Consider the following 26,092-nt stretch of genomic DNA (forward strand, 5'->3'; position numbering starts at 1 on the left):
GTAGTCATGAAATCACCTTTATTCAAATTACTTGTTGCTACGCTGTTCATTACTTTTTCCGGCAAACTCTTTGCCACAGGAATGACACTAACCAGCGCAGAAGTCAAACCTGCCGCTACAATCAGTACCAAACAAGTCTTTAACAGCTTCGGTTGTACAGGAAAGAACATTTCACCCAGTTTGAAATGGTCTGGGGAACCAAAAGGGACGGAAAGTTTTGCCTTGATGGTTTATGATCCTGACGCGCCTACAGGCAGTGGCTGGTGGCATTGGGTGGTGTTTAACATTCCAAAGACTGTGCACCAACTCCCGTTAAATGCAGGTAACCCTGCAATGCATCTTATGCCAAAAGGCGTAATTCAAAGCCGAACAGATTTTGGTTCAACAGGATATGGCGGGCCCTGCCCACCGAAAGGTGACAAACCTCACCGCTATCAATTCACGGTCTATGCATTGAAAGTGAAAAGCCTGCCTTTAAAGGCTGACACCACTGCGGCAACGGTTGGGTATTATGTGCATCAAAACATGTTGGCGAAAGCCACATTACAAGGGGTGTATCAAAGACATTAACCAATAATAGCCAAGCGGGTGCTTAGCCACATTTTACTTGGTTACGTCCTGCACGCTTGGCTTCATACAAACATTCATCTGCACGTTTGACGGTATCGAAAACCTTTTCCGTCAAACGGTACTCAGCCACCCCTAAACTCAGGGTTTGCTGAATATCATGAACCAAAACTGCTTTTTCTACTGTCTGGCGGATTTTTTCGGCTAAGCGAAGCGCTTGCTGGAAACCAGTTTCTGGACAAACAATCATAAATTCCTCCCCCCCCCAGCGACCGAACACATCGGTTTTGCGAATCGTCTGGCGGATCACGCTAGACACATCGACCAATACCTTATCACCGACCATATGACCGTATTCATCATTGATTCTCTTAAAGTGATCCAAGTCAATCATAATGACACTCAGCTTGTTTGCATAGCGATCGACCCGAGCCTTCTCGGTATCCAACGCCTGATCCAAATACTGTCGATTGTAGACTTTAGTAAGGTGATCGGTGACCAACAACATGGAAAGTTGAGTATTGGTTTCTTTCAGTTGCTGCTTGGCTTGATGCAATTTGAGGTTGTACCAGAGCACAATTGCAAGAACCACCAATATCGGTACAAGATAAATCAACAACTCTTTCCATTGATATTTAGTTTCGTATTTGACCTTCAGCCAAGGGTTAATCAATTCAGCATAGGTATCCGCGGGCATATGGCTCAACACCTTCTGAATAATACTTTGCAATTCAGGCCAGTCTTTGCGCACGCCTATTGCAATATTGGCCTTAAAAGGCAACTCGCCAGAAATTTTGACGTTGGCCAAACCTTGCGACTTGATGTAATACCCAATTGACGCCACATTGTCTATATAACCATAAACCTTGCCTAAGCTCACATCCCTCAAGCCTTCAGAAGCATTTTTCACTGAGAGCAATTTAACATTGGGATACAGTCGTCTCATTTCCTCCTGCATAGCATAACCGTCAGTAACGGCAACTACTTTTCCAATAAGCAACTTGGGATCCGACATATAGGGCGCATTGTCACGTGTGGCAATGACTGTTGGAAACCTAACATAAGGATCCGTAAAATTTGCATACGTTCTTCTTTCTTCTGTAGAGATTGCTGCTGAGTAAACATCCAGTTGATGCTTTTTCATTTTCTCAACGGCTTGCACCCAATTTGAATGCTTATCGGGCCTAAACTTAAGGCCTGTCTTAATGGTGATGTAGTTGAAAAACGCAGCGCCAATCCCCTGATAGTTGCCCTTTTCACCAATATATTCGATGGGCGCCCAATTATTGTCGATTGCCAAGCGAATCACTGGATGCGCCTTCATCCAGGCCAGTTCATTCTGTGTGAACTGCAGCTCAGAGGTATTCTCGTGATAAATACCGTTCTTCAAGTCGATATTGTTGCTTATCAAACCATGTCGCTTGAATAAGTCGTTAATAAACCGGGCACGGCCCTCGTCCAACGTTCCAATAGAAACCGTATTCTGAGCGATAACATTGTCTAGCGCATTGGCTTCATACATCAAGTGCGCATAGGTTTTATTCGGCGGGTGATAAGTATCCAAAATGTACTTTGCCATTTCGGCTTTGTGCGACATGGCATATTTCCAGCCTTTGAGCACCGCTTTTTTGAAACGCAAAACCCTATCCGGATGTTCGGTTGCTTCAGTGCGAGAGGTAAACAGCATATCGCCATAAAGGTCTATGCCATAGTTCAGTGGGTTGATGATGTTGATGGCGTTGCCGCTTTGTCGAAGAAAATAGGCCTCATTCGTCAAATAACCGGAATAGGCATCCACTTCTTTGCGCGCCAAAATATTCGGATCTGTTTTAATCAACATACGATCATAGATAGGACTAACACCGAGTTGCTTCATCATCGCCAATGTCGGGAACCCATCCGTGTCGTTCAGATAAAACGCGATTTTCTTGCCTTGTAGCTTATAAGGACTGTCTAATCCGCTGGACTTGAGGGTAAATAGTACTTGAGGAGAGTGCTGAAAAATTGGGGCTACAATCACCACCGGTCTTTTCTTGGCGAGATAGAGAAATAATACCGAGTCCGCAATGCCATACTGCGCTTCGCCATTAATCACCTGTTCGACATTGTTTTTTCTGATATCACGTTGACGAATGTCTACCTTAAGACCTTCATCACGAAAATAACCTTCCTTTTGCGCGGCATAATATCCCGCAAACTGAAACTGATGGAGCCACTTGAGCTGTAACACCACTCTTTCCAGTGGTCTTTCCTTTGCTTGATTGGTAGATGTTGATGCTTCTGCCGCCTGAACGGCGTGCAGACCAACAACCAACCACAACAGCGTAAAACGCAGCAAGCTTAACCAAGCTTCTTTCACTTTTTCGCCTCCACTAGGCATTCTGCAATGAATGCTAGTAGACTCTTGGCTAAGCGCGATTTAGGAGCGTTCGTTAAATTTTTATGCTGCGTCTTCGTCATCAGCAATAGGGCATTGTCATCCTGCTCAAACCCTTTACCGTCACCGACGGAATTGGCGCAAATCATATCCAACTTCTTACACTCCAACTTGTCACGTGCATAAGCTTCAAGTCTTTCCGTTTCTGCTGCAAACCCCACCACATAAGGCTTTGTGACTTGCTCTGCAACCCATTTGACGATATCAGGGTTTTTGACGAGATTCAATGTCATGCCATCTTGATCATCGGTTTTCTTGATTTTCTGCAAGTTTGGTGTCGCGACGCGGTAATCCGCAACGGCAGCCGCACTAATGAAGACATCACAATCGGCATAGTTCTGTTGAACGGCTTCAAGCATTTGCTGTGCGCTTCTCACTAAAACGGTTTGAACTTTATCCGATGCTTTTAATGACACAGGCCCTGAAATCAAAACCACATCAGCCCCGGCATCAGCGGCGACTTCTGCAATGGCATAGCCCATTTTCCCGGAACTCTTATTACCGATAAAACGAACCGGATCAATATCTTCATAGGTTGGCCCCGCTGTCACAAGCAAACGTTTTCCCTGCCAAAACTTCGGTAAAATCTGCCAGGTTGGGTCTGACTGTTTGGAAGCCAACACAGCCGTTGCCGCATCGAAAATCGCCACAGGTTCAGGCAAACGCCCTTCTCCGACTTCACCGCACGCTTGCTCGCCGGAACCCGGCATCATGACTTCAAAGCCACGACGCTGTAGCAGTTCGATGTTTTCCTGAGTAGCTGCATTTTGCCACATCAAACGGTTCATCGCGGGTGCCAGTAGAATCGGACGATCCGTTGCCAAACATAAGGTAGCCAATAAATCATCGGCACGCCCCATTCGGAGCTTGGCGAGCGTTTCCGCAGAAGCGGGCGCGACCACAATTACATCCGGCCAACGTGCCAACTCGATATGACCCATACCGGCTTCTTGGTTAGCATCAAACAAACTGTCTCGAACGGGATGCCCGGATAGGGCTTGAAAAGATAGGGGTTGAATAAACTCTTTGGCACCGGATGTCATCACCACTTGCACGTGATGACCGGCTTTCACAAACAAACGCACCAGCTCCAAACTTTTGTAAGCCGCGATACCGCCTGTCACCCCCAGCAATATATTCATCTTTTCAGCAACCTACATGGAAATGGAATGCGTAAATTCGTCATCAAACAGCACATCCAACTCTTTCAGACCTTTCATTGGTCTACCGTTTTGGATCGCCGCGCCATAGGTTCTGGCAGCGATAATCAATTGATCATCTTCTTTGTGGTAAATGTTTTGCACAAACACGATTTTAATACGTCCTTCGCGCTCGACATCCACTGTGACATAAAAGTCATCATGCGGTCTTAGCGGCGATTTGTAATCAACCTCCGCTCTCAAAACCATCAAATCAATGCCTTGTCTCGCCAACTCCGGGAAGTTGACTTGTTTCGACAACAAAAACTCATGTCGCGCGTGCTCTAAATAATTCTGATATACAGAGTTATTAACCACCCCTTGCAGGTCGCATTCATAATCACGCACACGCATTTCCAGCTTAAACATTGTCAGACAAACTCTTTTTACTTTATGATGCGGCTATCTTACCAAAAAACCGTTATTGAGCAGGTGACATTTAGCCTATGGCAATTAGAGACTGGCACGAAAATGACCGCCCACGAGAGAAGTTACTCAAATTCGGTGCTACCGCACTTAGTGATGCCGAATTACTAGCCATCTTTCTGCGTGTCGGCGTCAAAGGAAAAAGTGCAGTCGAGTTATCTCAAGACCTGCTTGATGAGTTCGGTTCACTTGATAGCCTGCTCAAGGCAGAGCAAGCCCGATTCTGTGAAGCAAAAGGTCTGGGCGAAGCCAAATACGTACAACTCAAGGCGGTTTTGGAAATGGCAAGACGCCATTTCGAGTCTGGTTTAACAAAGGGCGATGCCCTTACCCAACCGGAAACCGTCGCTCAGTGGCTTAATTTACAAATTGGTCATTCGGATAGAGAAATCTTCGGCATGGTTCTGCTTGACCAGCAACATCGCGTCATCAATTTTCAACCATTGTTTTACGGCACTTTGAACCAAGCAAGCGTCCACACTAGGGAAGTCGTCAAAACCGCTTTGGACAACAATGCTGCAGCCGTCATACTTGCACACAACCACCCATCCGGCGACCCTACCCCCAGCCAAGCAGACCTTGATTTAACTCGCCAATTATCTGAGGCGCTTTCCATTATGGAAATTCGCTGTCTGGATCACATTATTCTGGGTGATCATGGTCGGTGGTGCTCGCTGGCACAGCTTGGAAAAATGGCAAATCTTTGACGTTATCAGGCCTTTTTCCGTAAAATTCATCACGATTAAATCCCGCCACTAAAAAAGTCGCTTATAAAACTTGCTATTAATGTCGATTTTGTGGATAATTCCGCTTCTTGTTTTTATGGCGAATGCCCGAAATCAATGAATTCGGTCGCATCGAAATAACGAACATAGAAATATTCGAATATTTTTAATGTGTGGTTCAGCGAAAATTGCTGTCCATTTTTGAGAGGAAAGTGAAATGTCTAGAGTATGCCAAGTCACAGGAAAAAGACCTGCGGTCGGTAATAATGTTTCCCACTCTCATCGTAAAACTCGTCGTCGTTTTTTGCCTAACCTACAAACTCACCGTTTTTGGGTTGAAAACGAAAGCCGTTTTGTAAAGCTTCGCATTTCTACATCAGGAATGCGCATTATTGATAAAAACGGTATTGAGTCAGTGCTTACGGAAATCCGTGCACGTGGTGAGAAAGTTTAAGGAGACTCGATATGCGCGATAAAATCAAACTTCAATCCACTGAGAGTGCTTATTTTTATACAACTGATAAAAACAAGCGCAACATGGCAGGAAAATTTGAAATTAAAAAGTACGATCCGATTGTTCGCAAGCACGTACTTTTCAAAGAAGCAAAAATCAAATAAGTTTTACCAAACTTTATTGATGCGACCCGACCCAAAAAGTCGGGTTTTTTTATGCCTGAAATTTGTCATTCACCAGCAACTTGCGCCGAGGGGTTGCCTTCGTTCTCTTGCAGCCAAGCAACAAATTGTGCTGCTGGCATCGGTCTGGCGAAATAGTACCCTGCCCGACATCACACCCCATAACCTTAAGAAGCTGCATGGATGCCCCACACCCAATCCCTTCGGCAACCAAATTCAGTTGCATGTGATGCCCCATATTGATCAAGTCCTCTGTCAGCGCTTCCGTACGTTGATTAGTCAAAATTTGATCGACAAAACTCTTATCTATTTTCAACTCGGGGTAAATGGCATTTTCTTAACGTTTGACAAGACAGCCGACCCAGTTCCGAAGTCATCGATAGAAAGCTGAAAATGCTTTAACCTAAGTCGAACAAGAATATCCAACCCTTTCTTCAACTGCTCAACCGCCTTGCTTTCCGTCAACTCAATGATTACTCGAGAGGGATCTAAATTAACGCCAGAAACTTTGTGATTCAATTCATCAGGGAAAGTTAAGCTACCAGATCCAACGCCGTCAAATGCTTGTTCAGACCTTCCAACTCAGCTAAATGAACAAACCGACCTGGATAGCAAACATTCCCATCGGCATCCAGCAACCGCACCAAAGACTCAACCCCTACCACTTGAAAACTATCCAATTCCACTTGTGGTTGATAATGCATCACGACTCCTCTTTCTTCCAGTGCTGATATCAGCTCACCAAATTGAACGCCATCATCTACCACTAAAACTTTCGTCGCCATCATTTTAATAACCATCCCTGTTTAAAGCTTTCATAAGCGCATTCATCACACCTTCACGATTATAGGGTTTTCTCACGAAAACCATATTCTCGTCCAGCTCATATTGCTTCAACAACATGTCTTTTGAAAAACCGCTGGATAAAATTACCTTAACGTCCACACCTTCCGCTTTAATCTTGTCATACAGTTGAATACCGCCCATCACTCCCGGCATCACAATATCGGAGAAGACCAAATCAAACGTCTTCTCTTTCAGTTTGTCCCAAGCTCTGTCTACAGAATCCACAATCTCTGCTTGCATGCCTTCACTTTTCAGATAGTCTTTCAACACCTCTGCAAAATCCAGTTCATCATCAACAATCAGTACATGGTATCCTGCTAAAGAGTTATGAAAATCCACGCTCTGCTCAGGAAACACGTTTGTGTCGGTAGTCTGCGTATCTATCGGCAAATACAAATGAACGCTCGTTCCAATACCGACTTCACTATAGATTCTCATATGGCCTTTGGACAGTTTGATAAAGCCATAAATCATAGCCAACCCAAGCCCGGTACCCTTCCCTTTGTCTTTGTCTTTGTCTTTGTCTTTGTCTTTGTCTTTGTCTTTGCCTTTGTCTTTGTCTTTGGTGGTAAAAAACGGTTCCAGAACCTTACCAATCAATTCTTTTGGAATACCTTCTCCAGTATCCTGTATTTCAATCAGCACATACTTTCCAGGCAGAATCTCTTCTGCCACAGATTTCGAATACTGTTCGTCCAAATAGGTTCGTTCAACCTTAATCTGGATCTCTCCCCCATCCGGCATGGCATCTCTGGCATTGACAACCAGATTAATCAAGGCATTTGTCAGCTCGTTGGAATCTACCAAGACAGCAGGTAAATTTGGCATACAATGACAGCTAATTTTGACATTGCCCTTGATGCCTCTATTCAGAATGTCCATCACATAGGACATGACTTCTTCAATATCCACCTTCTCGATATTAAGCGGTTTCTTTCTCAATACCGCTAACAACTTCTGCGTTTGCCTTAGTTTGTCTTGGAACGCCAAACTGTCCGTCACATCACGCACCAAGACAATGGCCAATCTCTCATCATCGAAAACGACTGGATCAACCATCATTTCCAAATATTTTTTCTGCCCCGTTTTCGAGAGATATTCCAAAGGATCATGTCTTGTGATTCTAATCGGCTGAGAGGTATTTTGCGCGCTGTCATTATGCAAGCTCTCAGCAATATCGACTGATATGAACGATTCTGCCGACTGACCAACAAGCTGATCACGAGCTGTTTCGAAAATGGTTTCTGCGACGGGGTTAACCGCTTCAATCAAACCCCGCTCGTTCACCACCAGCAAACCATCGGGTACTGACTCGAGTAGTTTCTCAAACCGTTGCTTTGACCTCTCCAACATGAACTCTCTTGCTACCAATTGCTTGAAAGAGTTACTCAATTTCCACGAAACGCGCAACGCGAAAAATGCGACTGCAATCAACAACGCAGAAATGAAATACGGCCACTGGCTTTGCCACCAGGAATAACCCACCATTTTTGATTGACTCAAAGCACCAACAACTGTCCACGGCAAGTCTGCAGCGTCCGTCGGCAATACAAGGTCCAGATTGCCTTTTTGGCAGCTATGAGCACCGCAAACCCGCTCAATCGCATAATATTTACCATCAAAATCAAAGCCTTCGGAAGTGGTCTGATTGATCTTTTCCCACAGTTCAGGAGACTGCTTAGCCACCGAAAACTGAGGGAGGTGGAACATAAACCCCCAGTCTTGACTAAAGTTATTGCTAAGTAAAAAATAGCCCTCTTTATTCAGAATCCGTACATCTCCGCGCTGACGTTTCAAGGCGGAATAAATGTCAAAGAGCATCTCCCTCGCGTTAAAGTTTAAAACCATATAACCCACAACCCCACCTAAATAATCGGTCACTGGCGTAACAAAACGAATGGTTGGGTTGTAAGGCACTTCAACCTGACCATATTCAATATTTAGATCAAACTTGGATTGATAGATTTGCCCAGGTTTAAGCTTCTCTGACTCTAAAAAGTAGTATCTATCCGATTTATCCTGCAATTGAGATTCAGGGACACAATGGGCTGCCCCATCTTTATAATCTACTCGAACAACTTCATAACCAGTGACATCCAAAAGACGAATTTGGGAATAGCGTTTATTGAGTGTGGCGAAGCGAAAAAACTCCTCGCACAAATGATTAGCATGTGGCGAGATGTGTTTCATCAAAACATCTTGGGTTTTCGTCTGCCCTGCTAGAAAGGCGAGGTCCGCGACCACTTGTGATAAGTTACTCTGCAGGGTTTTGGTGACTTGCTGGACAGTAGCGTTCAATTGTTGCTTCGCGGCATCTTCGCGCTGTGTTTTGTCCATTTGGAACACAACAAGCATCAGTAGAATGATAACCAAGAAAAATGGCAAGACCGTTTTCAAACTTGTTCTCATAAAGCTTACCATCCAGTGCAAAGCTATCCAAACAACGTTCAATTTCTTAAAAATTTAAGAGTATTAAATATCCCTATGTCTTGCTCGAATATACCTGAAAGCTTTTGTATACAATAATTTATTTTACTTATGCAAGAGCTGATTTCTATTATGAATTGCAGATAGGAATGAGGCCAAATGACCATTTAATTGTGAGTTGTTTGACCGTTTAAAGAGATGCTTCACCATCAAAAAACGAGCGCTTTGGCTACTACGTGCCAATTCATTTCTAGCCAAGAATTAGCAACCTAGTAAGAAGCTATGCCTGATAATAGCGTTGCTTGGCATAACGCGTTGCAGGTGGAATTTTTTCCCACGTTTCCGGAAAACGTTTCTGCTCAAATTCCCGCATCGCTTCAATCGCATCTTCCATCGAATCAAACTGCATAACCGAGCCATCTAAGCACGTGACACAATAACTCGTTTCATCAAATTCTACGTGATACTGATGAGGACTCATTTTGACCTCCTCGAAACCCTTGTGACACTTTGTTAATCGCCAACTGGCTTCTTATCTTTATTATTCTGACATCAATAATTTTCACTGCCTTTAATTTTTATATCGGCAAGCTTGCCAAAGCCTAAATACAAACCCGCTCCGACAAACCTATGACAAAGCTACAGCAAAGTCGCTAAAATAGGGTCAACTTTAAATCTGCCTTTAAATCAATTGTAGAAAATTCCATGCCAGAATTACCAGAAGTCGAAACCACTCTGAGAGGGATTCAGCCTAAAACAGAAGGGCAACACATCCAAAAAATCATTATCAGAAACCCAAAATTACGCTGGCCAGTTGAATCACATTTAACAGAAACGCTTCCCGGAAAAAAGCTCAGTAAAATTTCTCGTCGAGCAAAATACCTGCTTCTCACTTTGACGGATGACAATGGAACAGAAAGCCATCTAATTCTTCATCTTGGCATGTCAGGCAATCTTCGTGTTCTGCCTCAAGATACACCGCATCAGAAGCACGACCACATCGACGTATTATTCGATAATGGCTTTATGCTGCGCTATCACGACCCAAGGCGCTTTGGCGCTTTCTTATGGACAGATGAGCCAATTGAAACCCATCCACTACTTACACACTTGGCACCGGAACCGCTTACAGATGCGTTCAATACCGACGAGCTCTTTCAACACATGAAAGGCAAAACCTCCGCCATCAAAGCTATCATCATGAATAATCGCTATGCTGTCGGTGTTGGCAACATTTACGCGAATGAATCACTTTTCTTAAGCGGCATTCACCCGCAAACGCCGGCAAACACATTGACCCGGGCACAAACAAATACCCTTGTATCAAACATCAAATTGGTGCTTGCCAAGGCCATCGAGCAGGGCGGCACAACCCTGAAGGATTTTCTGACCCCTGACGGTAAACCCGGGTATTTCAAACAAGAGCTCAACGTTTATGGCAGACAGGATGAAGCATGCCCCGTTTGTGGAACCCCCATCGTCCGTATCACCCAAAACCAACGCGCAAGCTATTTTTGCCCTAAGTGCCAGCCTGCGCTCAAACCATGACGAAAATTTTGAAAAATCAGCGCTACTCATTGCAGACATCAAGGTTTCGTTCTAATATGTCTCGCATGAAAAGCGCTTTTGTTTTGCCGAAACGTTCAACGTGGCACCTTATCCTCTCGTCCATGCTATTGATGGCATCTTCTGTACTGCTATCCGGTTGCCAGTCTCCTTTTTCCGACAGCAATGAGCCTCAGGTCGACGTATGGAAAACAGACCCATCTTGCCATTTGCATCAAGGAACCTGCTCATCAACCAATGGTAAGCAAAGCGTTGAACTCCAAATTTCGCCTAACAACCCCATTCCGGTCGCTCATTTGTTGACGGCGAAATTGACCTTGAAAGGCTTTAAAAAACCGCCTCAAAATGTACAAATCGATATCATCGGTACCAACATGTACATGGGCTACAATCGTACAACGCTAATTCCCGTTGCAGGTTCTCCAAACGTTTACCGAGGCAAAATCATGCTGGCCTTCTGCACCAGTGAGAAAATGGATTGGGAAATCTCAGCACTTATCACCCAGAACGACAAGCACATCACCAAAGTACCTTTCCTTCTAACAACACAATCTCACTAACCTCTCCACTCCATTGGCTTTGCCTGATTTTTATGGCAGACTGGTATTGTCAGCATCGACAATGAAATCACACTCAAATGTCTTGATTTAGTAAAGGCAAGATTTCCGAGTTCCGCTCAGGGAGAGAAAGATGAAGTGGGGTCATCAAACAGCAGAATCTGTTATTAATGCTCTTAAGAGCACAGTGGAAACCGGACTTGCCGAACAACTGGTGACCGAGCGCCAGCAGAAATTCGGCACAAACGAAATCCGCCAGTCGCAATCTACCTCCGCTATCAAGATTTTACTATCCCAGTTCAGAAATCCTCTGCTGATCATTTTGGCGATTGGCGCTTTATTATCTATCTATACAGGACATCACTTGGATGCGATGGTCATCGGCGTGATTATCCTCATCAATGCCACGATTACCTTCACTCAAGAATACAACGCACAAAAGTCCATTGATGCCCTCCGCCAAATGTCTTCACCCATCTGCACGGCCAAGCGCCAAGGACAATGGCAAACACTTCCTGCAAAAGAATTGGTTCCCGGTGACATCATCAAACTCAAAACGGGTGACATCACCCCTGCCGATTGTCGCTTGATTGAAACTCACCGTTTAGAAGTAGACGAGTCCGCCCTGACAGGCGAATCCGATTCGGTTGCCAAGCACATACAACCAATTAGCGACCAAAACATTCCTTTGGCGGATCAACTCAATCAACTTTTCATGAGCACCTCTATTACTCAAGGCAATGGCATTGCCATCGTCACTGAAACGGGAATGCAAACTGAGGTGGGTAAAATCGCCAGCCTGATGCAGGCAACCGAAAACCAACTCACTCCACTACAGAAACGTATCGGTTCCTTATCCAAATTGCTTATCTGGATAGCGCTGATGATTGTCACTGTCATCATCAGCATCGGTTTGATGAAAGGACTGGCCTTCATCAACCTGATCGACAGCGGTATTTCATTGGCAGTTGCCGCTATTCCCGAAGGATTGCTCACGGTTGTTACCATCGTATTGACACTGGGTGCGAAGCAACTGGTGTCTGAAAGTGCGCTCATCAAACAACTGGCATCGGTTGAAACCCTAGGTTCCACCACGGTTATCTGCTCCGATAAAACTGGTACGCTTACCCAAAACAAAATGCAAGTTGTCGAAATTTGGGCAGCAGGCATGGAATACCAACTGGAAGGCATTGGTTATGAACCCGTTGGTCACTTCAAAACCTCACAGATGGAAATCGTCTCACCACATCATCCGAGCCACTTCTATCTAAAACAAATGCTGACCTATTCTGCACTTTGCAGCGAAACCGAGCTCATTCACCGGGATGGTAAACACAGCTTTCAAGGCTTACCGACAGAGGGTGCCATTTTGGTGGCTGCCGCCAAAGCGGATTTACATAAACAAGAACTTCATCAAAACTACCAGCCTATCGCCAGCTTTCCATTTGACCCCAAACGCAAAATGATGAGTGTCATCGTCAAAGATCATGAAGGACACTATCTGTTGATTGCCAAGGGGGCTCCTGACATCTTATTGAAGCATTCCGAAGCCATAGACTACCAAAACTCAAGACTTGATCCCCTGAGTGACGCTGAAATGATTGAAAGGGTCTTGGAGAACTTCGGTTCAAAATCTTTGAGAACCTTGGCGGTCGCTTATCGCTACTTGGAACCGTCGGAGTTGGACTTGCCACATGACCAACTGGAAAGCAGTCTAATTTTCACCGGCATCCACGGCATTATCGACCCACCAAGACCGGAAGCGATTGCCGCCATTCAAGAATGTCACAGCGCCGGGATTCGCGTCATCATGATTACCGGTGACCATGCTATCACCGCCAAAGCCATTGCCAAACAAATCAACCTCTCCACGCCGAATCACCCTTTGGAAATCATCACCGGGGCAGAAATGGATACTCTGAGTGATGATGACTTGGAAAGACATGTTGCAACGGTCAACGTATTTGCCCGTGTCACCCCCGAGCATAAACTTCGCATCGTCAAAGCACTGCAAGCCCAAAACCATGTAGTCGCGATGACAGGAGATGGCGTAAATGACGCGCCAGCACTTCGCAAAGCAGACATCGGTATTGCCATGGGATTGGTCGGTACAGATGTCGCAAAAGAATCTGCCGACCTCATTTTGCTGGATGACAACTTCGCCACACTTGTCAAAGCTGTTAGAGAAGGCCGTCGTATTTATGACAATATCCGCAAGTTCATCCGCCAAGATCTCACCACCAACGTCGGTGAAGTGTCGGCAATACTTTTCGCTTTCGTTCTAATGTCCGGCGAGCCATTATTAACCTTGGCGCCATTGATGATTCTCTGGGTGAATTTGATTAGTGACGGACTGCCATCACTGGCACTGGGCGTTGATAATGCTGAGAGGGATTTGATGCAACGACGCCCACGAACCCGTACCGAAAGTTTCTTTTCCGACCAACTCGGCCCTCGCATTATTTTAAGAGGATTGGCAATGGGGGGCGTCACCTATTGGATGTTTACCCTAGCGTTATCGCAAGGACAAAGCTTGGAGTATGCACAGACACTGGCCTTCATAACCTTGATTTTCGGGCAACTGTTCCATGTTTTCGATGCACGGACATTCAGCACACTTTACCGACGAAACCCTTTGAGCAACTCAATACTATTGCTTGCGGTATTCGGCTCAGGGAGCTTATCGTTAATCATGGTGTATTTCCCAATCGGACATACGATACTGGGTACGGTTCCTTTGGCATTCAGTGATCTGGCACTGGCATTTGCCATCTCTTCCACGCCAACGCTGGTGTTATCTGCATTCAAAGAATTGTTTAAACTGAAGTGGATTTAGAACAAAAATCTGCCAGGTTGGGGGTAGTACCATTCCCCCCAACCTGGCCGATTTTATAGTTGAAAAGACTAATCCAGAATAGCAACCGATTTAATTGCCGCCACCCAATGTTGCCCAGGTGCCAACTGAAGACTTTGCATGGAACGTTTGGTCACTTGCGCCAACAACGGAAAACTGGATGCCGACAAACGCAATCTCAGCAACACACTGTAATCATTGTGCGGATTGATAGATTCAATCGTCACCGGCAAGTGGTTCAGCATGGAGGTGAATGCCGGCTTTTCTTTCATCAAACTGATTTGCTGCGCCGCGATCACCAAACGAACTTCACTCCCAATGGCTTGTTGCAAGTGCGGCACAAAAAGAGACTCGTCGCCGACTTGCACACGAGACAAACCTTCAGATTCAAGTTGTTCAACCAACAGACTTTTCATCACACTTCTCGGCTCTTCACCTTGGTATAAAGGCGTGCCTTCACGGTTCAGTGCTTGCTCAATCGGTTCGAAGTCAACAATGCGGCCTTGCTCCATGAACATCACGCGATCTGCAAGGCGCTCAACCTCCTGAGGCGAGTGAGAGATATAAAGAATCGGAATTTCCACTTCATCCCGCAAACGCTCCAGATACGGCATGATGGCTCGCTTGGCAAACAAATCCAGTGCCGCCATGGGTTCATCCATCATCAAAATAGCAGGTTGTGACAATAATGTACGGGCAATCGCAACCCGTTGTCTTTCACCACCCGATAGCGTTTGTACATCTCGGTCAAGCAAGGCAGACAACCCAAGCCAATCCACCACCTGCTCAAACGTAATGGTTTGTGCTTTGCCGGCTTTCAGGGCGCGCTTCAAACCATAATTCAAATTACCTTCGACATTAAGATATGGAAACAGACTGGCTTCCTGAAAAACGTAGCCAATGTTTCGTTTGTGAATCGGTAAGGATTTTTTAGTTCGCAGCCAAGGCTGATTACCGAAATTGACTGTCCCTTCCGCTTGGTTTTCAAAACCTGCCAAGCAGCGAATGAAAGTTGTCTTGCCACTACCGGAGTGCCCGAAAATTGCCGTCACGCCAGTGAGCGGAATGGAGAAATCGCCTGTCTGTAAAATAAAGTCACCAAGCTGAACGGAAAGATTGCCGGAAAGAGTAGCTGTTGTCATTTGAGTCATCAGGCTTTGACCTCCATACGGCGATTCATACCGTAAACGATGGTGAGTACCGTCAAACTCAATATCAACATAATCAGTGACAGCACATGTGCCTGAGTATATTCCATCTGCTCAACGTGATCGTAGATAGCGATGGACGCAACCTGCGTAACGCCAGGAATATTTCCCCCAATCATCAACACCACGCCAAACTCACCAACAGTATGGGCGAACGCCAAAGTCGCCCCCAACAGATATTGGCGTTTGGTCAGAGGTAGGGTCACACTGAAAAAACGATCCAGCGGCCCAGCCCCTAAAGTGGCTGCGACTTCCGATGGACGTCTGCCAAGTTGCTCAAACCCTTGCATCAAAGGCTGAACCATAAATGGCAGAGAATAGATAATCGAACCAATGACAACACCACTCAGTGAAAATGTCAGCGGTGAAAACCCGAAAGACGCCCAGATGCTGCCCAGATAGCCGGTTGGAGACAGCAACACGAGGAAATAAAAACCCAAAACCGTTGGCGGCAACACTAACGGCAGCGCGACCACTGCTTCTAAAACTGCCTTTTTCTTGCCTTGGATTTTAGCTAACCAAAGTGCCAACGGCGTGCTAAGAACAATCAAGATTACTGTCGTTAAAAACGCAATTTTGAAGGTAATCCACAATGGCTGAAAATCCATCCCCGCTAGCACTCCAACTGTCTCCTAAATATGATCATGACTCGACTATCGATTCAGCCTGATAGCATAGCCGAGTTCGCCACGATATGCCTGTCTTTTACAAACCGCTTGATGGTTAATCACCCAGCCCGTAACCGTAAGCTTCGATTTGTTTTTTAGCTGCATCCGACTTGAAGTAAGCCAGGAATTTTTTCACTGCGTCTGAATCCTTGCCTTTCAGCACCACCGCTTGCTGCGTGAGCTTAGGGTAAAGGTTGCTAGGAATCTCAACATAGGTTCCGCCCACAGGTTTTTCAGGATTGGAAACATAAGACTTTGCCACTAAACCAATTTGTGCATTACCTGAAGCGGCATATTGGAAAGTTTTACCAATGTTGCCGCCGATGGCGATTTTCCCAGCACTTTGCAACTTGTCATACACACCATAATGCTTCAGAACCGCCACTGCGGCTGCTCCATAAGGCGCTGTTTTCGGGTTGGCGATAGCGATAAAGTGCAGGTTCGTATCCTTAGGGTTAAGTGATGCCAAATCTGCTGACACATTCGAAGACTTCGGCGCCCATGACACCAACTTTCCTGTCACATAGGTAAAGCGGGAGTTAGCCGCAATCAGACCTTCTTTTTCCAGTAGCTTTGGACGCTTAGCATCGGCCGCAAAGAACATATCGTAGGGTGCGCCTTTTTGAATCTGCGCATACAGCATGCCCGTCGCACCACTGGAAATCTCAACGGGAAGACCGGTCTTATTAGTAAAGTCTTTGGACAAAGCCGTCAGCGTCGCCAAGAAGTTTGATGCGACAGCAATCTTGATGCTATCCGCATAAGCAATTGAGCTTGTCAACAACAGCCCTACAACTAATAAACGTGAAACAAACTTATTCATCTCTTTTCCTTTTGTTAAATCAAGTCACTACAACTTAATATCCGTTTTTAACAACCTGACTATCGGCACAAAAAGGTATATTACCTTTTATACATATAACCTTTTGTACATATCGATAGCCAAAAAATTTTTCTCTTGGAAGACTATCCAATCAGTCCGATACCGCCAACAACACATGGCTTGCTTTCACTAACGCACAAGCTTTATCACCCACATCAAACCCTAGGTTTTCCAAACTTTGATTGGTAATGATTGCCGACATACGTTGTCCACCGCTTAAGTTGATGGTCACATCAGCGTTCACAGAGCCTTTCTCAAGATGAGAAATCTCACCGCAGAATTGGTTACGCGCGCTGGTTTTCAAAGCACCATTTAAGTCTTCAGTCAAAATAACCCAACTGGCTTTAATCAAGACATAAGCATCTGATCCCAGCTCAACCCCCAAGCGCTCCAAGCTATCTAATGTGATTTGGGCTACAACTTCCGTACCTTCGCCAATCGAAAGCGTGACATTGCAATTGACCTCCCCTTTTTCGATATGACTCACTGTACCGTGAAACAGGTTTCTCGCACTTGTTCTCATCGAAATTTTCCTCATGAGTTCTAACTGACCCAGCATATTTGGCGAAAGATTTTCCAGCTCCCTCATCCAATGCTGCATCTGCTCGTTGAATAAACGGTAGGCTGCCAACAAAGACTTCCCTGACTCCGTCAACAAGGTACCACCGCCACCACTACCACCCTTCTGGGCAGAAACCAAATCTCTTCCGGCCAGTTCATTCATCGCTTCCACCGCTTGCCAAGCCCCTTTATAGCTCATACCACAAGCCTTGGCTGCTGAGGACAAAGAACCCAGACTGTCGATTTTGCTCAACAGCTCCAAACGTCTCTGCCCAGAGCGAGACTGCTTACTGCCCATCAAAAAAGACTGCACTAATTGTTCTGGAAGAGAGGATTGTGTCAAAACGATTGCCTTTCGAAAAATGCCAAAATTTCGTTATTACCTAAGTTACATAACGAGGCATTCTAAATGAGAATTTTTGGCAATGCAAATAAAAAAGGCTAGAATCGACGACGACAAAACTTTCAGCAAGGTCGCTGTCTTTATGAAACTATCGAAAAACAACTCTCCGCTTATCGCCAATATCTCACACTTCTTTGGGGTCAGCCAAACTCCGGTGAGCCATAGCGAAAAGATCATCTCTGCACTGGGCGGTTTCATCGCTATTTTCTGTATTATGGCAGTGAGTCATCATTATATTCCAGGGGCGGCCAGCATGGGCATTGTGGCCTCAATGGGGGCTTCGGCAGTGCTGTTGTTTGCCGTGCCGCATGGCCCTCTCTCCCAGCCATGGCCATTGATTGGTAGCCACCTGCTGTCAGCTTTTGTGGGCGTTGCTTGCGCACTTTGGATAAAAGATCCGATTTTGGCAGGAAGCCTTGCGGTGGGGATTAGTATTGGTCTGATGTACTACCTGAAATGCATCCATCCACCCGGTGGTGCCACAGCCTTAACAGCGGTAGTCGCCGGTGATGCCGTTCAGCACCTTGGGTTTGGCTTTATGCTCACACCCGTGCTTTTGAACCTAGTGGTGATTTTCGGGGTTGCCATGTTGTTCAACGGCTTGTTTTACTGGCGTCGTTACCCTGCCTATCTACAACAAACACAAAAACAAGTACCTGTCGCTCAATCCGATTTTGAATCACTTTCTCACCAGGATTTCATTGAAGCCCTGAAAGAAATCGACTCTTTTGTCGACATCAACGAATACGATTTGAACCGCATTTTGGATTTGGTGTATCACAGCCAGAAGCAACACAACATGGTGCCGGAAGAAATTCACTTAGGCGGCGTCTACAGCAATGGAAAGATTGGCAGCAACTGGAGCATGAGGAAAATCATAGATGAAGGTCACGATGACCACTCAAATACCGATTACGTCATCTTCAAGCAAATTGCCGGGCAGGAAAAGAAGAAAAACGACTGCATCACGCGCCAGGAATTTGCGCGCTGGGCAAAGTATGAAATGCACCAAGTCGAAGGACGTTGGCAGCGCGTTGCCACTAAAGACTAGGCTAAAGGTTTTGCGCTTGCTGCAAAGCTTGTGCCACCTGAGGGTGAACAAACTCGGTAACATCACCACCCAATGCAGAAATCTCACGAACCAGGCTGGAAGAGATAAACGCATACTGCTCCGCCGGAGTCATAAACATGGTTTCGATTTCCGGTGCCAGCTTACGGTTCATGGAAGCCAGCTGAAACTCATACTCAAAGTCAGACACGGCTCGTAGCCCACGCAGGAGAACATTTCCTTTCACCGACTGCACGAAATCTACCAGCAAACCGCTGAACCCAATCACTTCGACATTCGGAATGCCTTGCGTCACCAAACGTGCCAACTCGACTCGCTTTTCCAAGGTAAACAAAGTGTTCTTATTGCGGTTATCCGCGACAGCGATAATCAAGCGATCATAAAAGTGCGCAGCGCGTTCTATTAGGTCGAAATGCCCATTGGTAATCGGGTCAAACGTTCCCGGGTAAACAGCGGTAATACTCATAATTCAAACCAGTTATATTTAATGGTGACTATCATACCGGGATTCTTTTCAGATTGCGATGCATGTTGATTAAGGAGTATCATGAGGTCAACGCAAAGTGAAAGCTAACCATCGAAGGAGGCGATATGGATGTTTCTGAACACACACTGGAAACACTGTTCCAGCAACTGGGTTTGCCAAATGAACAAGCGGAAGTAGAAGCCTTTGTTGAGATGCATAAACCGTTGCCTTTATCCGTACCACTTGCTGAGGCGGATTTCTGGAATGACGGTCAGGCCGCATTTATTGTCGAAGCATTTGCCGATGATGCCGAGTGGATTGAAGCTGTCGATCAGCTAGATGCTTTATTGAGAGATTAAACGGAGCGAAAGATTGAGTTCAACGCTCAATGCACCACAGCCCTAAACGGACTTGAGAGGTCGTTTTCTCCCGGTAGCATGTCCACCCATCCGGCAGTTTCGGCCAATCAAGCGCTTTTTCCTGTTCCAGATACAACCACGTCGAATCGCTGACATAACCCTTTCCAAACAACTTATCCAGTGTCTGCTGCATCAGTCCTTGATGAAACGGCGGGTCGATAAAAATAATATCGAACGGATTTTCGGTGTGGTTTTCCAGCCAAGCCAAACTATCCGCTTGAATAATACTGATGTTTTCTGCCTTGAGTAACTGCTGATTGGCCTTAAGTTGATTGGCGTTTTGCGCGGACAATTCCAAACACACCACACTCGCTGCACCACGCGATAAGGCTTCAAACCCCAAGGCACCAGAACCGGAAAACACATCCAAGCAACTCGCCCCCGGCACTTCAAATTGCAACCAATTGAATAATGTCTCACGAATACGATCAGAAGTCGGCCTTAGGCCTTGCGCTTGGCGAACAGGGAGTTTGCGCCCCTTAAAGTCTCCTCCGATAATCCGTACTTCGCCCATTTCGTTTTTCTGATGAACGATATCATCTCTACCCAACCTGGCAGTTTTTGCTCGACTTACCCCTTCGGGCGTCGAGTTCTTTGTTTGATGCGAATTTCTTTTGGATTTTGACATGATGCTTAGATATTTTTGCCGTGTTAATTTCTTTACGTGCAACAGAAACGGTTATTTTAACGCAAAGCCATCACCCCCAACCTGGCAGATTTTGATTAGGATTGATTCATCTCTTCGGAAAACAGCTCTTCGCCGCGCTCAGAAATCAATTGCTCTATGATAGACACGATTTGATTCTTCAGTTTTTCCAGCTCACTCAATTCTTTTCTGGCGCTCTGAATATCACCGATTTTCTTCAAGGCTACCGCCTCTTCACCAACCACATGCACACTTTGATGCAGACTCTCGATTTCATCTCGGTGCATGCCCAAAACAGACGTACCTTCACCTTGCAGCCAGCGCCCAAATCGGCACTCACTCGGGTGAAGTGGCGGCAATTCTTTTGATGCGGTTTCAACGTAGCGTTTAATCATTTCCACCCAGGCTTTATGCTCGGCGATGATTGCAACCAGTGCCAGCCCTTTAGCATCTTTGATTTTCTCTACAAGCTGCCAGTGTGGAAAAACCTGCCAGGCATTCAACCAATCCAGAACATTCGCGGATGGCATTGGGCGGGCGATACGGTATCCTTGAGCTAACTCATACCCCAACTTGAGTAGCATCGCTGCCTGTTGATCATTTTCAACACCTTCAGCAATAACCTTGAGGTTAAAAGCCTGCCCCATACTGACCAGACTCTGCATAATCGCCAAACTTTGTAAATCACTGGCAAGGTCTTTGATAAAAGACCGGTCGATCTTCAACTCATGGACAGGCAAGCTTTTTAGATAGGTCAATGAAGCATAGCCGGTGCCGAAATCATCTATCGAGAAATAAACCCCCAGTTTGCGGCACTCAATGATGATTTGCGATACGGTGAACAAGTCTTCAATGGCAGAGCTTTCCAATATCTCCAACGTCAGCCAACCCGGTTTAACATTAGGGTACGTCTCCAACATTTTTTTCAACTGAGTTACAAACCTGGCATCTTGTAGCAAACTACCTTCAACGTTGACGCTCACCGAAATATTTTTGCCTGCTTGAAACCAAACACACATTTGTTTCATCGCTTCTTCTATCACCCAATAGCCGAGCTTATTGGCCAAAGGATGGTCATAAAGAAGCGTTAAAAATGATGCGGGTAAAAGCAACCCTTTCTCCGGGTGTTCCCATCGAATCAAAGCCTCAAATCCAAGCACTTCTCCTGTGCGCATATTGACTTTAGGTTGATAATAAAGGCAAAGCTCATTGTTCTCCATTGCCTTTTCCAATGCCAACAAATCAGCGCTTTGCGCAATTTTCGAAGACTCTTCGAAAATAAAAATTTGGTTTTTGCCCCTGAGTTTTGCCTGATACATCGCTTGGTCAGCCTGACGCATAATCTGATCTGCATCCAAATCTGCACCTTGGCGGTAAAAGCTGACCCCGATACTGGCTGAAACGCCCAATTTGGAACCACCAATTGTCACAGGTTCATTAGCATCTGCCAACAAACGTTTGAGCACTGCTTCAAGTTCTTTCTGCTGTTTAAAGTCAGAAATAACAGCAACAAACTCATCTCCCCCTAAGCGGGCGATGGTGTCTGACTCGCGTAGTGAGCGCTCAAAACGTTTAGCGATTTCTACAAGCAGTCTATCCCCGACTTGGTGTCCATAAACATCATTGACGGCTTTAAATCCATCCAGATCAATAAATACTACCGCCATTTGTAAATGGTGTCGGTTGGAGTAAGCCATCGCTTGGGAAATACGGTCGGAAAGCAGGGAGCGGTTCGGCAATCCAGTTAAGCTATCATAGTGCGCAATATGCTCAAGCTGAGCTTGCTGCTGCTTCTGTAAGCTGATGTCGGAAAACAGTGCTATATATTGAATCGCATTGCCATCTTTATCAAAGATACCACTAATGGTAACTTTTTCAGGGTACTCTTCACCATCTTTACGGCGGTTCCAAATTTCACCAGACCATTGCCCGCCCATAAAGAGCTCTTTCCACAATTCAGCATAAAATGTCGTTGATTGGCGTCCTGAATTCAGAATATTCGGTTTTTGCCCAATGACTTCCTCCCGCTCGTAGCCCGTAATTCGAACGAAGGCTTCATTAACATCCAGAATATTGGCCTTGGCATCGGTAATCATGATCCCTTCCTGTGCGTACTCAAACACACTGGCGGCTTGCCTTAATTCCCTTTCGGCTTTGATTTTATCGGTCACGTGCTCAATAAGACCATCTGTACCAATCAAAACACCCTGCTCATCTCTCACGGCGTGCAACATGACGTGGATAATACGTTCTTCATGCTTAATCGGGTGGGTAAAGCGCATATAGTATTCTTTGAAGTCCAGCTCCCCTCTGCGCATCGCTTCTTTGTAACCCAGAACCTCTTGCACAGAATCTTCATTCCACTCAACCATGTTTGGCCAAGATAATCCAAGTGCCTTCTCTTTTGACACCCCAAAAACCTTTTCAAGGCTGTCACTGGCATACTGAATAATATTTTCATCGGCACTGACCGAAAACACCACATAGTTGTCACCGATTTCTTTAACAAGACGCTGATATTGCTGATGCTGTTGGTTGGCTTTCATTTGAATACGATTATTCTCAATCAAGCGCCAAATTTCACTCCCCAAAATACGTACCGTTTCAATATCCGATTCATCATAAGGCTCAGCCTTATTTCCCATGCCAAATACCATAATGACGTTATCTTGTTCAAAGATAGGCAACACAAAGCAACGACGAACATTGACCGGCTGAGTCGTCAGGTCGCGTTGCATCAAGAATAAATCCGCCCCGCCCTCTTTAGAATACATTTGTCCGAATTCCACAATTTGATGACAGACTTCAGTCAACACGATAGAGAACTGCTGATCCATATGCGTTTTACACACAGGATAAGAGCACTCGGACCAGTGCGCTTCTTCTGAATTTTTACCGGGGATGATGATGTGGGCAAATGCCAATTCACTTCGAACCATCTCTTTGACTTGCTCAAGAGCCGCAGACAGGAAATCGGCCTCTGTAGAAGACTCCATCAACTGAGGCAAACGTAGCAGCGCTTCATCACGAGTAGCATTGAGCTTAAGTTGCTCTTCATGTTTTTTCAGATTAGTGATTTCAACATGGGTTCCCGCCATTTTCATCGGGTCGCCTTTTGTCGACCAACGCGTGACCATTCCTCTGTCTAATATCCAAATCCAGCGACCATCCTTATGCCGCATACGAAGTTCCATTTCGTAATAATCCAACTTTCCAGCAAAATGCTCGTGAATAAGTTCATTCGCTTTCTTTAAATCATCTGGGTGAACAAAACGCTCCCAAGTATGGATGTTAATAGGTTCTAACTCATATAACTTGTAGCCGACAATTTCTGCCCATCTCTCATTGATAACCAGACCTCCGGATGCGATGTCCCACTCCCAACTACCGGAACGAGTTGCCTTGATAATCCCATACAGTCTGTTTGACTGCTCTTTCAAGCTTGCACTTAGGGCTCCCGTACCCAGCAATGCAATCACAACGACGATAAACAGTACCAGCAACAACAATATTGGAACGTGATAGACCGCCCAGAAGTCCTCCCAATTGAATTCTGGTAATGCATCGTAAGGCGGCAAATGGAGCGACCTCAATAAATTTTGTACTGGCAAATAATCTGATGGTGGAACAAAGCCGGCAACCCCAAACTTCTTAACATAGTCTGCATCCGGCTTAAACTTGAACAACGCCACAATCAACTGTCGAGTCTTATTTTCATCTACATTCGACAACACAACGAATGGCCACTCAGGATACAAAGGCGTGGACACCAAATAAGGAAACCCCATCAACTTACGGGGATGTATGACTTTAATCTGTGTTAGCTTTAACTTGCCTTCATCTTGCCAGCTTTCCAAGATACCCGTTCGAACAAAACCGACATCCGCCTTGCCTGTCAAAACACTTTTAACAACATCATCATTGGTGCCGACAGAATGAAATCTGATTTCATCTGTTTTCAGGCCACGCTTTTTCAGCTCAAACAAAGGTATACGATAAGCGCCCATATTGCTGGTGGAAGGAATGGCAATGACTTTATTTAGCAAATCTTTGTACTGTTTAATGTCTTTTCGGTTTGCCTGTGTGAACACCACACCACCAAGGCTACTGGTCGTTATGCCATTCCGAGAGCGCTGCACAGTAGCAATCGCACCACTTAAGCTATTTTCGTTTCGAACAATCTCATAAAGACTTGGGTTGACCAACAACAAATCAACATCATGACGGTGCAATGCGGTTTTTAACGCCTCATTGCTTAGTACTTGTAGGTGAATATGAAAACCGGACACTTGTGAGTTTAAGAAGTCAACCAATGGCTGGTACTGTTGTCTCGTTTTTTCAGGTTCGCGATAGGCATAGACACCTAAATTCAGGTTGGAATCCAAATTCAGGTGCGCACAAGCAGACCAGCTCCATAAGCTGATAAAAACAAACAGTATAGACTGAAGCCTCTTGTGCAAAAAATTCATACATTATCTTCCGGTAAGTATCGGTTTGATAACAGTTTATTGAAATCATCAAGACGAGAAATCATGCCTTTTTCATACATGAGCTCATTCAATGTCTGAGCGGCACGGTAAAAAGATGACCCTCGTCTCAAATAATTCCTGTTGGTCGCCAAACTCGGCAAAATCACACCTCTTAATGCAGATTTAATATCATTCGGCAAAATGTTTTCGTGGTTAGCGATACGATAAATTGCATCGCCCAAGTTAGTGTTCATACGCACCAGCGCATCGAAGTCAGCCTTGACCAACTCCTTGATTACTGTTGGGCAATTTTCCAACACGTCAGTTTTGACCGCCAACACATCAAATATGGTTTCAGGAATCTGGCGACTATCGAACAGCATTTTTGCCCCCAAATCTTTCAGCAAGCTTGCAGTCGGTTCATAGGTAATCACCGCGTCAACCTCATTGCTTTTCCAAGCTTTAACTTGCCTATCCGGCGATAAATTAACTCTAATGACGTCCGTTTCTTGCAATCCAGCCGTTTGCAATGCTTTTGACATCATCAACTCACCAACAGCGCTTCTTTCGTAACCGATTCGCTTGCCTTTCAACTGAATCAAATCAAAAATATCAGGGCGTGTCAGTAGCATGTCGGCTCCTGCAGAACTATCAAAAACCAATACGACCGTCAAAGCAACGCCTTGATTCCGAGCTCTCAACACTTCATCTAGAGTCAAGGCAGCAGCACCTACTTCCCCCGACTTAAGGCGCTGAATACTTTCTGAAGCGTTATGCCCTTTCATTAAAGAGATTTCATGAGGCAATAGACCGAAATCTTCTGCTAAATAAATAGGCTCATAGCCTATCCACGGATGAATCGCCATTTTTAAAGTCTGGCGACAAGAACAGCCGGAAAGTGATGCAACAGCCGCCGCGGAAACCAAACTACGAATCATGAACTGACGTCTTGTAAACATCTTCTTAAAGACCTCAAACAGGTGTTTTTACGTAAATTTTTTTCTATCAATTCATTTTATCATACAAAATTCGTACTACTAATAAGGGAATACCCAAATTC

General features: G+C 45.3%; 24 protein-coding genes and 1 pseudogene. 9 read left to right on the forward strand and 16 right to left on the reverse strand.

What is annotated here, in order from left to right; translation table 11 throughout:
• Positions 1-6 precede the first annotated feature (6 nt).
• A complete protein-coding gene (locus HVMH_RS10385) occupies positions 7-570 on the forward strand; it encodes a YbhB/YbcL family Raf kinase inhibitor-like protein (protein WP_029912340.1) in 564 nt (187 codons plus the stop codon).
• 22 nt (positions 571-592) lie between these two features.
• Here HVMH_RS10385 and HVMH_RS10390 read toward each other — a convergent pair whose 3' ends face one another.
• Genes HVMH_RS10390 through HVMH_RS10400 form a run of 3 tightly spaced genes read right to left on the reverse strand, consistent with a single transcriptional unit; the run spans position 593 to position 4,572 of the window.
• Entirely contained in the window at positions 593-2,947 is a 2,355-nt protein-coding gene (locus HVMH_RS10390) for a transporter substrate-binding domain-containing diguanylate cyclase (RefSeq protein ID WP_051623112.1), read from the reverse strand.
• The gene (gene coaBC, locus HVMH_RS10395; RefSeq protein ID WP_029912336.1) at positions 2,923-4,146 is read right to left on the reverse strand and encodes a bifunctional phosphopantothenoylcysteine decarboxylase/phosphopantothenate--cysteine ligase CoaBC; all 1,224 of its coding nucleotides are present in this window, start codon (positions 4,144-4,146) and stop codon (positions 2,923-2,925) included. Before coaBC ends, HVMH_RS10390 begins: the two co-directional genes overlap by 25 nt.
• A gap of 12 nt (positions 4,147-4,158) precedes the next feature.
• The gene (locus HVMH_RS10400) at positions 4,159-4,572 is read right to left on the reverse strand and encodes an acyl-CoA thioesterase (protein ID WP_029912322.1); all 414 of its coding nucleotides are present in this window, start codon (positions 4,570-4,572) and stop codon (positions 4,159-4,161) included.
• Positions 4,573-4,649: 77 nt separating this feature from the next.
• On the opposite strand from HVMH_RS10400, the gene radC reads away from it, so the two are divergent.
• The 3 genes from radC to rpmG all read left to right on the forward strand — a co-directional run bounded on the left by radC (position 4,650) and on the right by rpmG (position 5,972).
• Positions 4,650-5,336, forward strand: coding sequence for a RadC family protein (radC, locus tag HVMH_RS10405; RefSeq protein ID WP_029912319.1), 687 nt, complete (start codon positions 4,650-4,652; stop codon positions 5,334-5,336).
• 235 nt (positions 5,337-5,571) lie between these two features.
• On the forward strand, positions 5,572-5,808 hold the full coding sequence (gene rpmB, locus HVMH_RS10410; protein WP_029912316.1) for a 50S ribosomal protein L28: 237 nt from the start codon (positions 5,572-5,574) through the stop codon (positions 5,806-5,808).
• 11 nt (positions 5,809-5,819) lie between these two features.
• Positions 5,820-5,972 (forward strand): 50S ribosomal protein L33, encoded by a 153-nt coding sequence (gene rpmG, locus HVMH_RS10415; protein ID WP_029912314.1) that lies wholly within the window; start codon positions 5,820-5,822, stop codon positions 5,970-5,972.
• 49 nt (positions 5,973-6,021) lie between these two features.
• Here the strand turns inward: rpmG and HVMH_RS11890 are convergent, their stop codons facing one another.
• From HVMH_RS11890 to HVMH_RS10440, 5 genes and pseudogenes are all read right to left on the reverse strand, one after another.
• Entirely contained in the window at positions 6,022-6,306 is a 285-nt protein-coding gene (locus HVMH_RS11890) for an EAL domain-containing protein (RefSeq protein WP_051623111.1), read from the reverse strand.
• A pseudogene (locus HVMH_RS11930) lies at positions 6,303-6,512 on the reverse strand (EAL domain-containing protein); the annotation flags it as partial. The gene HVMH_RS11890 and the pseudogene HVMH_RS11930, both read right to left, overlap by 4 nt.
• Before the next feature lie 11 nt (positions 6,513-6,523).
• Positions 6,524-6,778: an EAL domain-containing protein gene (locus tag HVMH_RS11895; protein WP_162174196.1), complete on the reverse strand. Its 255-nt coding sequence runs from the start codon at positions 6,776-6,778 to the stop codon at positions 6,524-6,526.
• Position 6,779: 1 nt separating this feature from the next.
• Positions 6,780-9,245: a hybrid sensor histidine kinase/response regulator gene (locus tag HVMH_RS10435; protein ID WP_162174195.1), complete on the reverse strand. Its 2,466-nt coding sequence runs from the start codon at positions 9,243-9,245 to the stop codon at positions 6,780-6,782.
• 298 nt (positions 9,246-9,543) lie between these two features.
• On the reverse strand, positions 9,544-9,744 hold the full coding sequence (locus tag HVMH_RS10440; RefSeq protein WP_029912308.1) for a hypothetical protein: 201 nt from the start codon (positions 9,742-9,744) through the stop codon (positions 9,544-9,546).
• 224 nt (positions 9,745-9,968) lie between these two features.
• Here HVMH_RS10440 and mutM point away from each other — a divergent pair, with 224 nt between their 5' ends.
• From mutM to HVMH_RS10455, 3 genes are all read left to right on the forward strand, one after another.
• Positions 9,969-10,811 carry a bifunctional DNA-formamidopyrimidine glycosylase/DNA-(apurinic or apyrimidinic site) lyase gene (mutM, locus tag HVMH_RS10445; RefSeq protein WP_029912305.1) on the forward strand — a complete coding sequence of 281 codons (843 nt, stop codon included), beginning with the start codon at positions 9,969-9,971 and terminating at the stop codon, positions 10,809-10,811.
• 56 nt (positions 10,812-10,867) lie between these two features.
• Positions 10,868-11,389, forward strand: a complete 522-nt coding sequence (locus HVMH_RS10450) for a hypothetical protein (RefSeq protein WP_155837691.1) — start codon at positions 10,868-10,870, stop codon at positions 11,387-11,389.
• Between the two features lie 130 nt (positions 11,390-11,519).
• Complete coding sequence (locus HVMH_RS10455; protein WP_029912300.1) at positions 11,520-14,222, forward strand: cation-translocating P-type ATPase; 2,703 nt, start codon at positions 11,520-11,522, stop codon at positions 14,220-14,222.
• A gap of 68 nt (positions 14,223-14,290) precedes the next feature.
• On the opposite strand, the gene modC is transcribed toward HVMH_RS10455, so the two are convergent.
• From modC to HVMH_RS10475, 4 genes are all read right to left on the reverse strand, one after another.
• Positions 14,291-15,391, reverse strand: a complete 1,101-nt coding sequence (modC, locus tag HVMH_RS10460; protein WP_051623109.1) for a molybdenum ABC transporter ATP-binding protein — start codon at positions 15,389-15,391, stop codon at positions 14,291-14,293.
• Positions 15,391-16,056, reverse strand: a complete 666-nt coding sequence (gene modB, locus HVMH_RS10465; RefSeq protein ID WP_029912295.1) for a molybdate ABC transporter permease subunit — start codon at positions 16,054-16,056, stop codon at positions 15,391-15,393. The genes modC and modB overlap by 1 nt, the downstream gene beginning before the upstream one ends.
• Before the next feature lie 115 nt (positions 16,057-16,171).
• Complete coding sequence (modA, locus tag HVMH_RS10470) at positions 16,172-16,939, reverse strand: molybdate ABC transporter substrate-binding protein (RefSeq protein WP_029912292.1); 768 nt, start codon at positions 16,937-16,939, stop codon at positions 16,172-16,174.
• A gap of 151 nt (positions 16,940-17,090) precedes the next feature.
• Positions 17,091-17,903 carry a TOBE domain-containing protein gene (locus HVMH_RS10475; protein WP_029912288.1) on the reverse strand — a complete coding sequence of 271 codons (813 nt, stop codon included), beginning with the start codon at positions 17,901-17,903 and terminating at the stop codon, positions 17,091-17,093.
• An 82-nt stretch (positions 17,904-17,985) separates the two neighbouring features.
• Between HVMH_RS10475 and HVMH_RS10480 the strand changes: the two genes are divergently transcribed.
• Positions 17,986-19,014: an HPP family protein gene (locus HVMH_RS10480; RefSeq protein ID WP_232087766.1), complete on the forward strand. Its 1,029-nt coding sequence runs from the start codon at positions 17,986-17,988 to the stop codon at positions 19,012-19,014.
• A gap of 1 nt (position 19,015) precedes the next feature.
• On the opposite strand, the gene coaD is transcribed toward HVMH_RS10480, so the two are convergent.
• The gene (gene coaD / locus HVMH_RS10485) at positions 19,016-19,498 is read right to left on the reverse strand and encodes a pantetheine-phosphate adenylyltransferase (RefSeq protein ID WP_029912283.1); all 483 of its coding nucleotides are present in this window, start codon (positions 19,496-19,498) and stop codon (positions 19,016-19,018) included.
• A gap of 125 nt (positions 19,499-19,623) precedes the next feature.
• Between coaD and HVMH_RS10490 the strand changes: the two genes are divergently transcribed.
• The gene (locus HVMH_RS10490) at positions 19,624-19,857 is read left to right on the forward strand and encodes a DUF2789 family protein (protein ID WP_029912275.1); all 234 of its coding nucleotides are present in this window, start codon (positions 19,624-19,626) and stop codon (positions 19,855-19,857) included.
• A gap of 19 nt (positions 19,858-19,876) precedes the next feature.
• On the opposite strand, the gene rsmD is transcribed toward HVMH_RS10490, so the two are convergent.
• From rsmD to HVMH_RS10505, 3 genes are all read right to left on the reverse strand, one after another.
• Entirely contained in the window at positions 19,877-20,545 is a 669-nt protein-coding gene (gene rsmD, locus HVMH_RS10495; protein ID WP_232087767.1) for a 16S rRNA (guanine(966)-N(2))-methyltransferase RsmD, read from the reverse strand.
• A 95-nt stretch (positions 20,546-20,640) separates the two neighbouring features.
• A complete protein-coding gene (locus tag HVMH_RS10500; RefSeq protein ID WP_051682476.1) occupies positions 20,641-25,032 on the reverse strand; it encodes an EAL domain-containing protein in 4,392 nt (1,463 codons plus the stop codon).
• Positions 25,029-25,991, reverse strand: coding sequence for an ABC transporter substrate-binding protein (locus HVMH_RS10505; protein WP_051623108.1), 963 nt, complete (start codon positions 25,989-25,991; stop codon positions 25,029-25,031). The genes HVMH_RS10500 and HVMH_RS10505 overlap by 4 nt, the downstream gene beginning before the upstream one ends.
• Between the last annotated feature and the right edge of the window lie 101 nt (positions 25,992-26,092).

It is taken from the genome of Hydrogenovibrio marinus, assembly GCF_013340845.1.
Classification (GTDB): domain Bacteria; phylum Pseudomonadota; class Gammaproteobacteria; order Thiomicrospirales; family Thiomicrospiraceae; genus Hydrogenovibrio; species Hydrogenovibrio marinus.

Coding starts and splice junctions, on each gene's coding strand:
- modA (WP_029912292.1), bottom strand. CDS start 16,939: ATGAATAAGTTTGTTTCACGTTTATTAGTTGTAGGGCTGTTGTTGACA.
- HVMH_RS10490 (WP_029912275.1), top strand. CDS start 19,624: ATGGATGTTTCTGAACACACACTGGAAACACTGTTCCAGCAACTGGGT.
- rpmB (WP_029912316.1), top strand. CDS start 5,572: ATGTCTAGAGTATGCCAAGTCACAGGAAAAAGACCTGCGGTCGGTAAT.
- modC (WP_051623109.1), bottom strand. CDS start 15,391: ATGACTCAAATGACAACAGCTACTCTTTCCGGCAATCTTTCCGTTCAG.
- coaD (WP_029912283.1), bottom strand. CDS start 19,498: ATGAGTATTACCGCTGTTTACCCGGGAACGTTTGACCCGATTACCAAT.
- HVMH_RS10385 (WP_029912340.1), top strand. CDS start 7: ATGAAATCACCTTTATTCAAATTACTTGTTGCTACGCTGTTCATTACT.
- radC (WP_029912319.1), top strand. CDS start 4,650: ATGGCAATTAGAGACTGGCACGAAAATGACCGCCCACGAGAGAAGTTA.
- HVMH_RS10435 (WP_162174195.1), bottom strand. CDS start 9,245: ATGAGAACAAGTTTGAAAACGGTCTTGCCATTTTTCTTGGTTATCATT.
- HVMH_RS10455 (WP_029912300.1), top strand. CDS start 11,520: ATGAAGTGGGGTCATCAAACAGCAGAATCTGTTATTAATGCTCTTAAG.
- HVMH_RS11895 (WP_162174196.1), bottom strand. CDS start 6,778: ATGATGGCGACGAAAGTTTTAGTGGTAGATGATGGCGTTCAATTTGGT.
- HVMH_RS10505 (WP_051623108.1), bottom strand. CDS start 25,991: ATGTTTACAAGACGTCAGTTCATGATTCGTAGTTTGGTTTCCGCGGCG.
- HVMH_RS10440 (WP_029912308.1), bottom strand. CDS start 9,744: ATGAGTCCTCATCAGTATCACGTAGAATTTGATGAAACGAGTTATTGT.
- HVMH_RS10450 (WP_155837691.1), top strand. CDS start 10,868: ATGTCTCGCATGAAAAGCGCTTTTGTTTTGCCGAAACGTTCAACGTGG.
- rpmG (WP_029912314.1), top strand. CDS start 5,820: ATGCGCGATAAAATCAAACTTCAATCCACTGAGAGTGCTTATTTTTAT.
- coaBC (WP_029912336.1), bottom strand. CDS start 4,146: ATGAATATATTGCTGGGGGTGACAGGCGGTATCGCGGCTTACAAAAGT.
- modB (WP_029912295.1), bottom strand. CDS start 16,056: ATGGATTTTCAGCCATTGTGGATTACCTTCAAAATTGCGTTTTTAACG.
- HVMH_RS10500 (WP_051682476.1), bottom strand. CDS start 25,032: ATGAATTTTTTGCACAAGAGGCTTCAGTCTATACTGTTTGTTTTTATC.
- HVMH_RS10480 (WP_232087766.1), top strand. CDS start 17,986: ATGCAAATAAAAAAGGCTAGAATCGACGACGACAAAACTTTCAGCAAG.
- HVMH_RS10390 (WP_051623112.1), bottom strand. CDS start 2,947: ATGCCTAGTGGAGGCGAAAAAGTGAAAGAAGCTTGGTTAAGCTTGCTG.
- rsmD (WP_232087767.1), bottom strand. CDS start 20,545: ATGTCAAAATCCAAAAGAAATTCGCATCAAACAAAGAACTCGACGCCC.
- mutM (WP_029912305.1), top strand. CDS start 9,969: ATGCCAGAATTACCAGAAGTCGAAACCACTCTGAGAGGGATTCAGCCT.
- HVMH_RS10400 (WP_029912322.1), bottom strand. CDS start 4,572: ATGTTTAAGCTGGAAATGCGTGTGCGTGATTATGAATGCGACCTGCAA.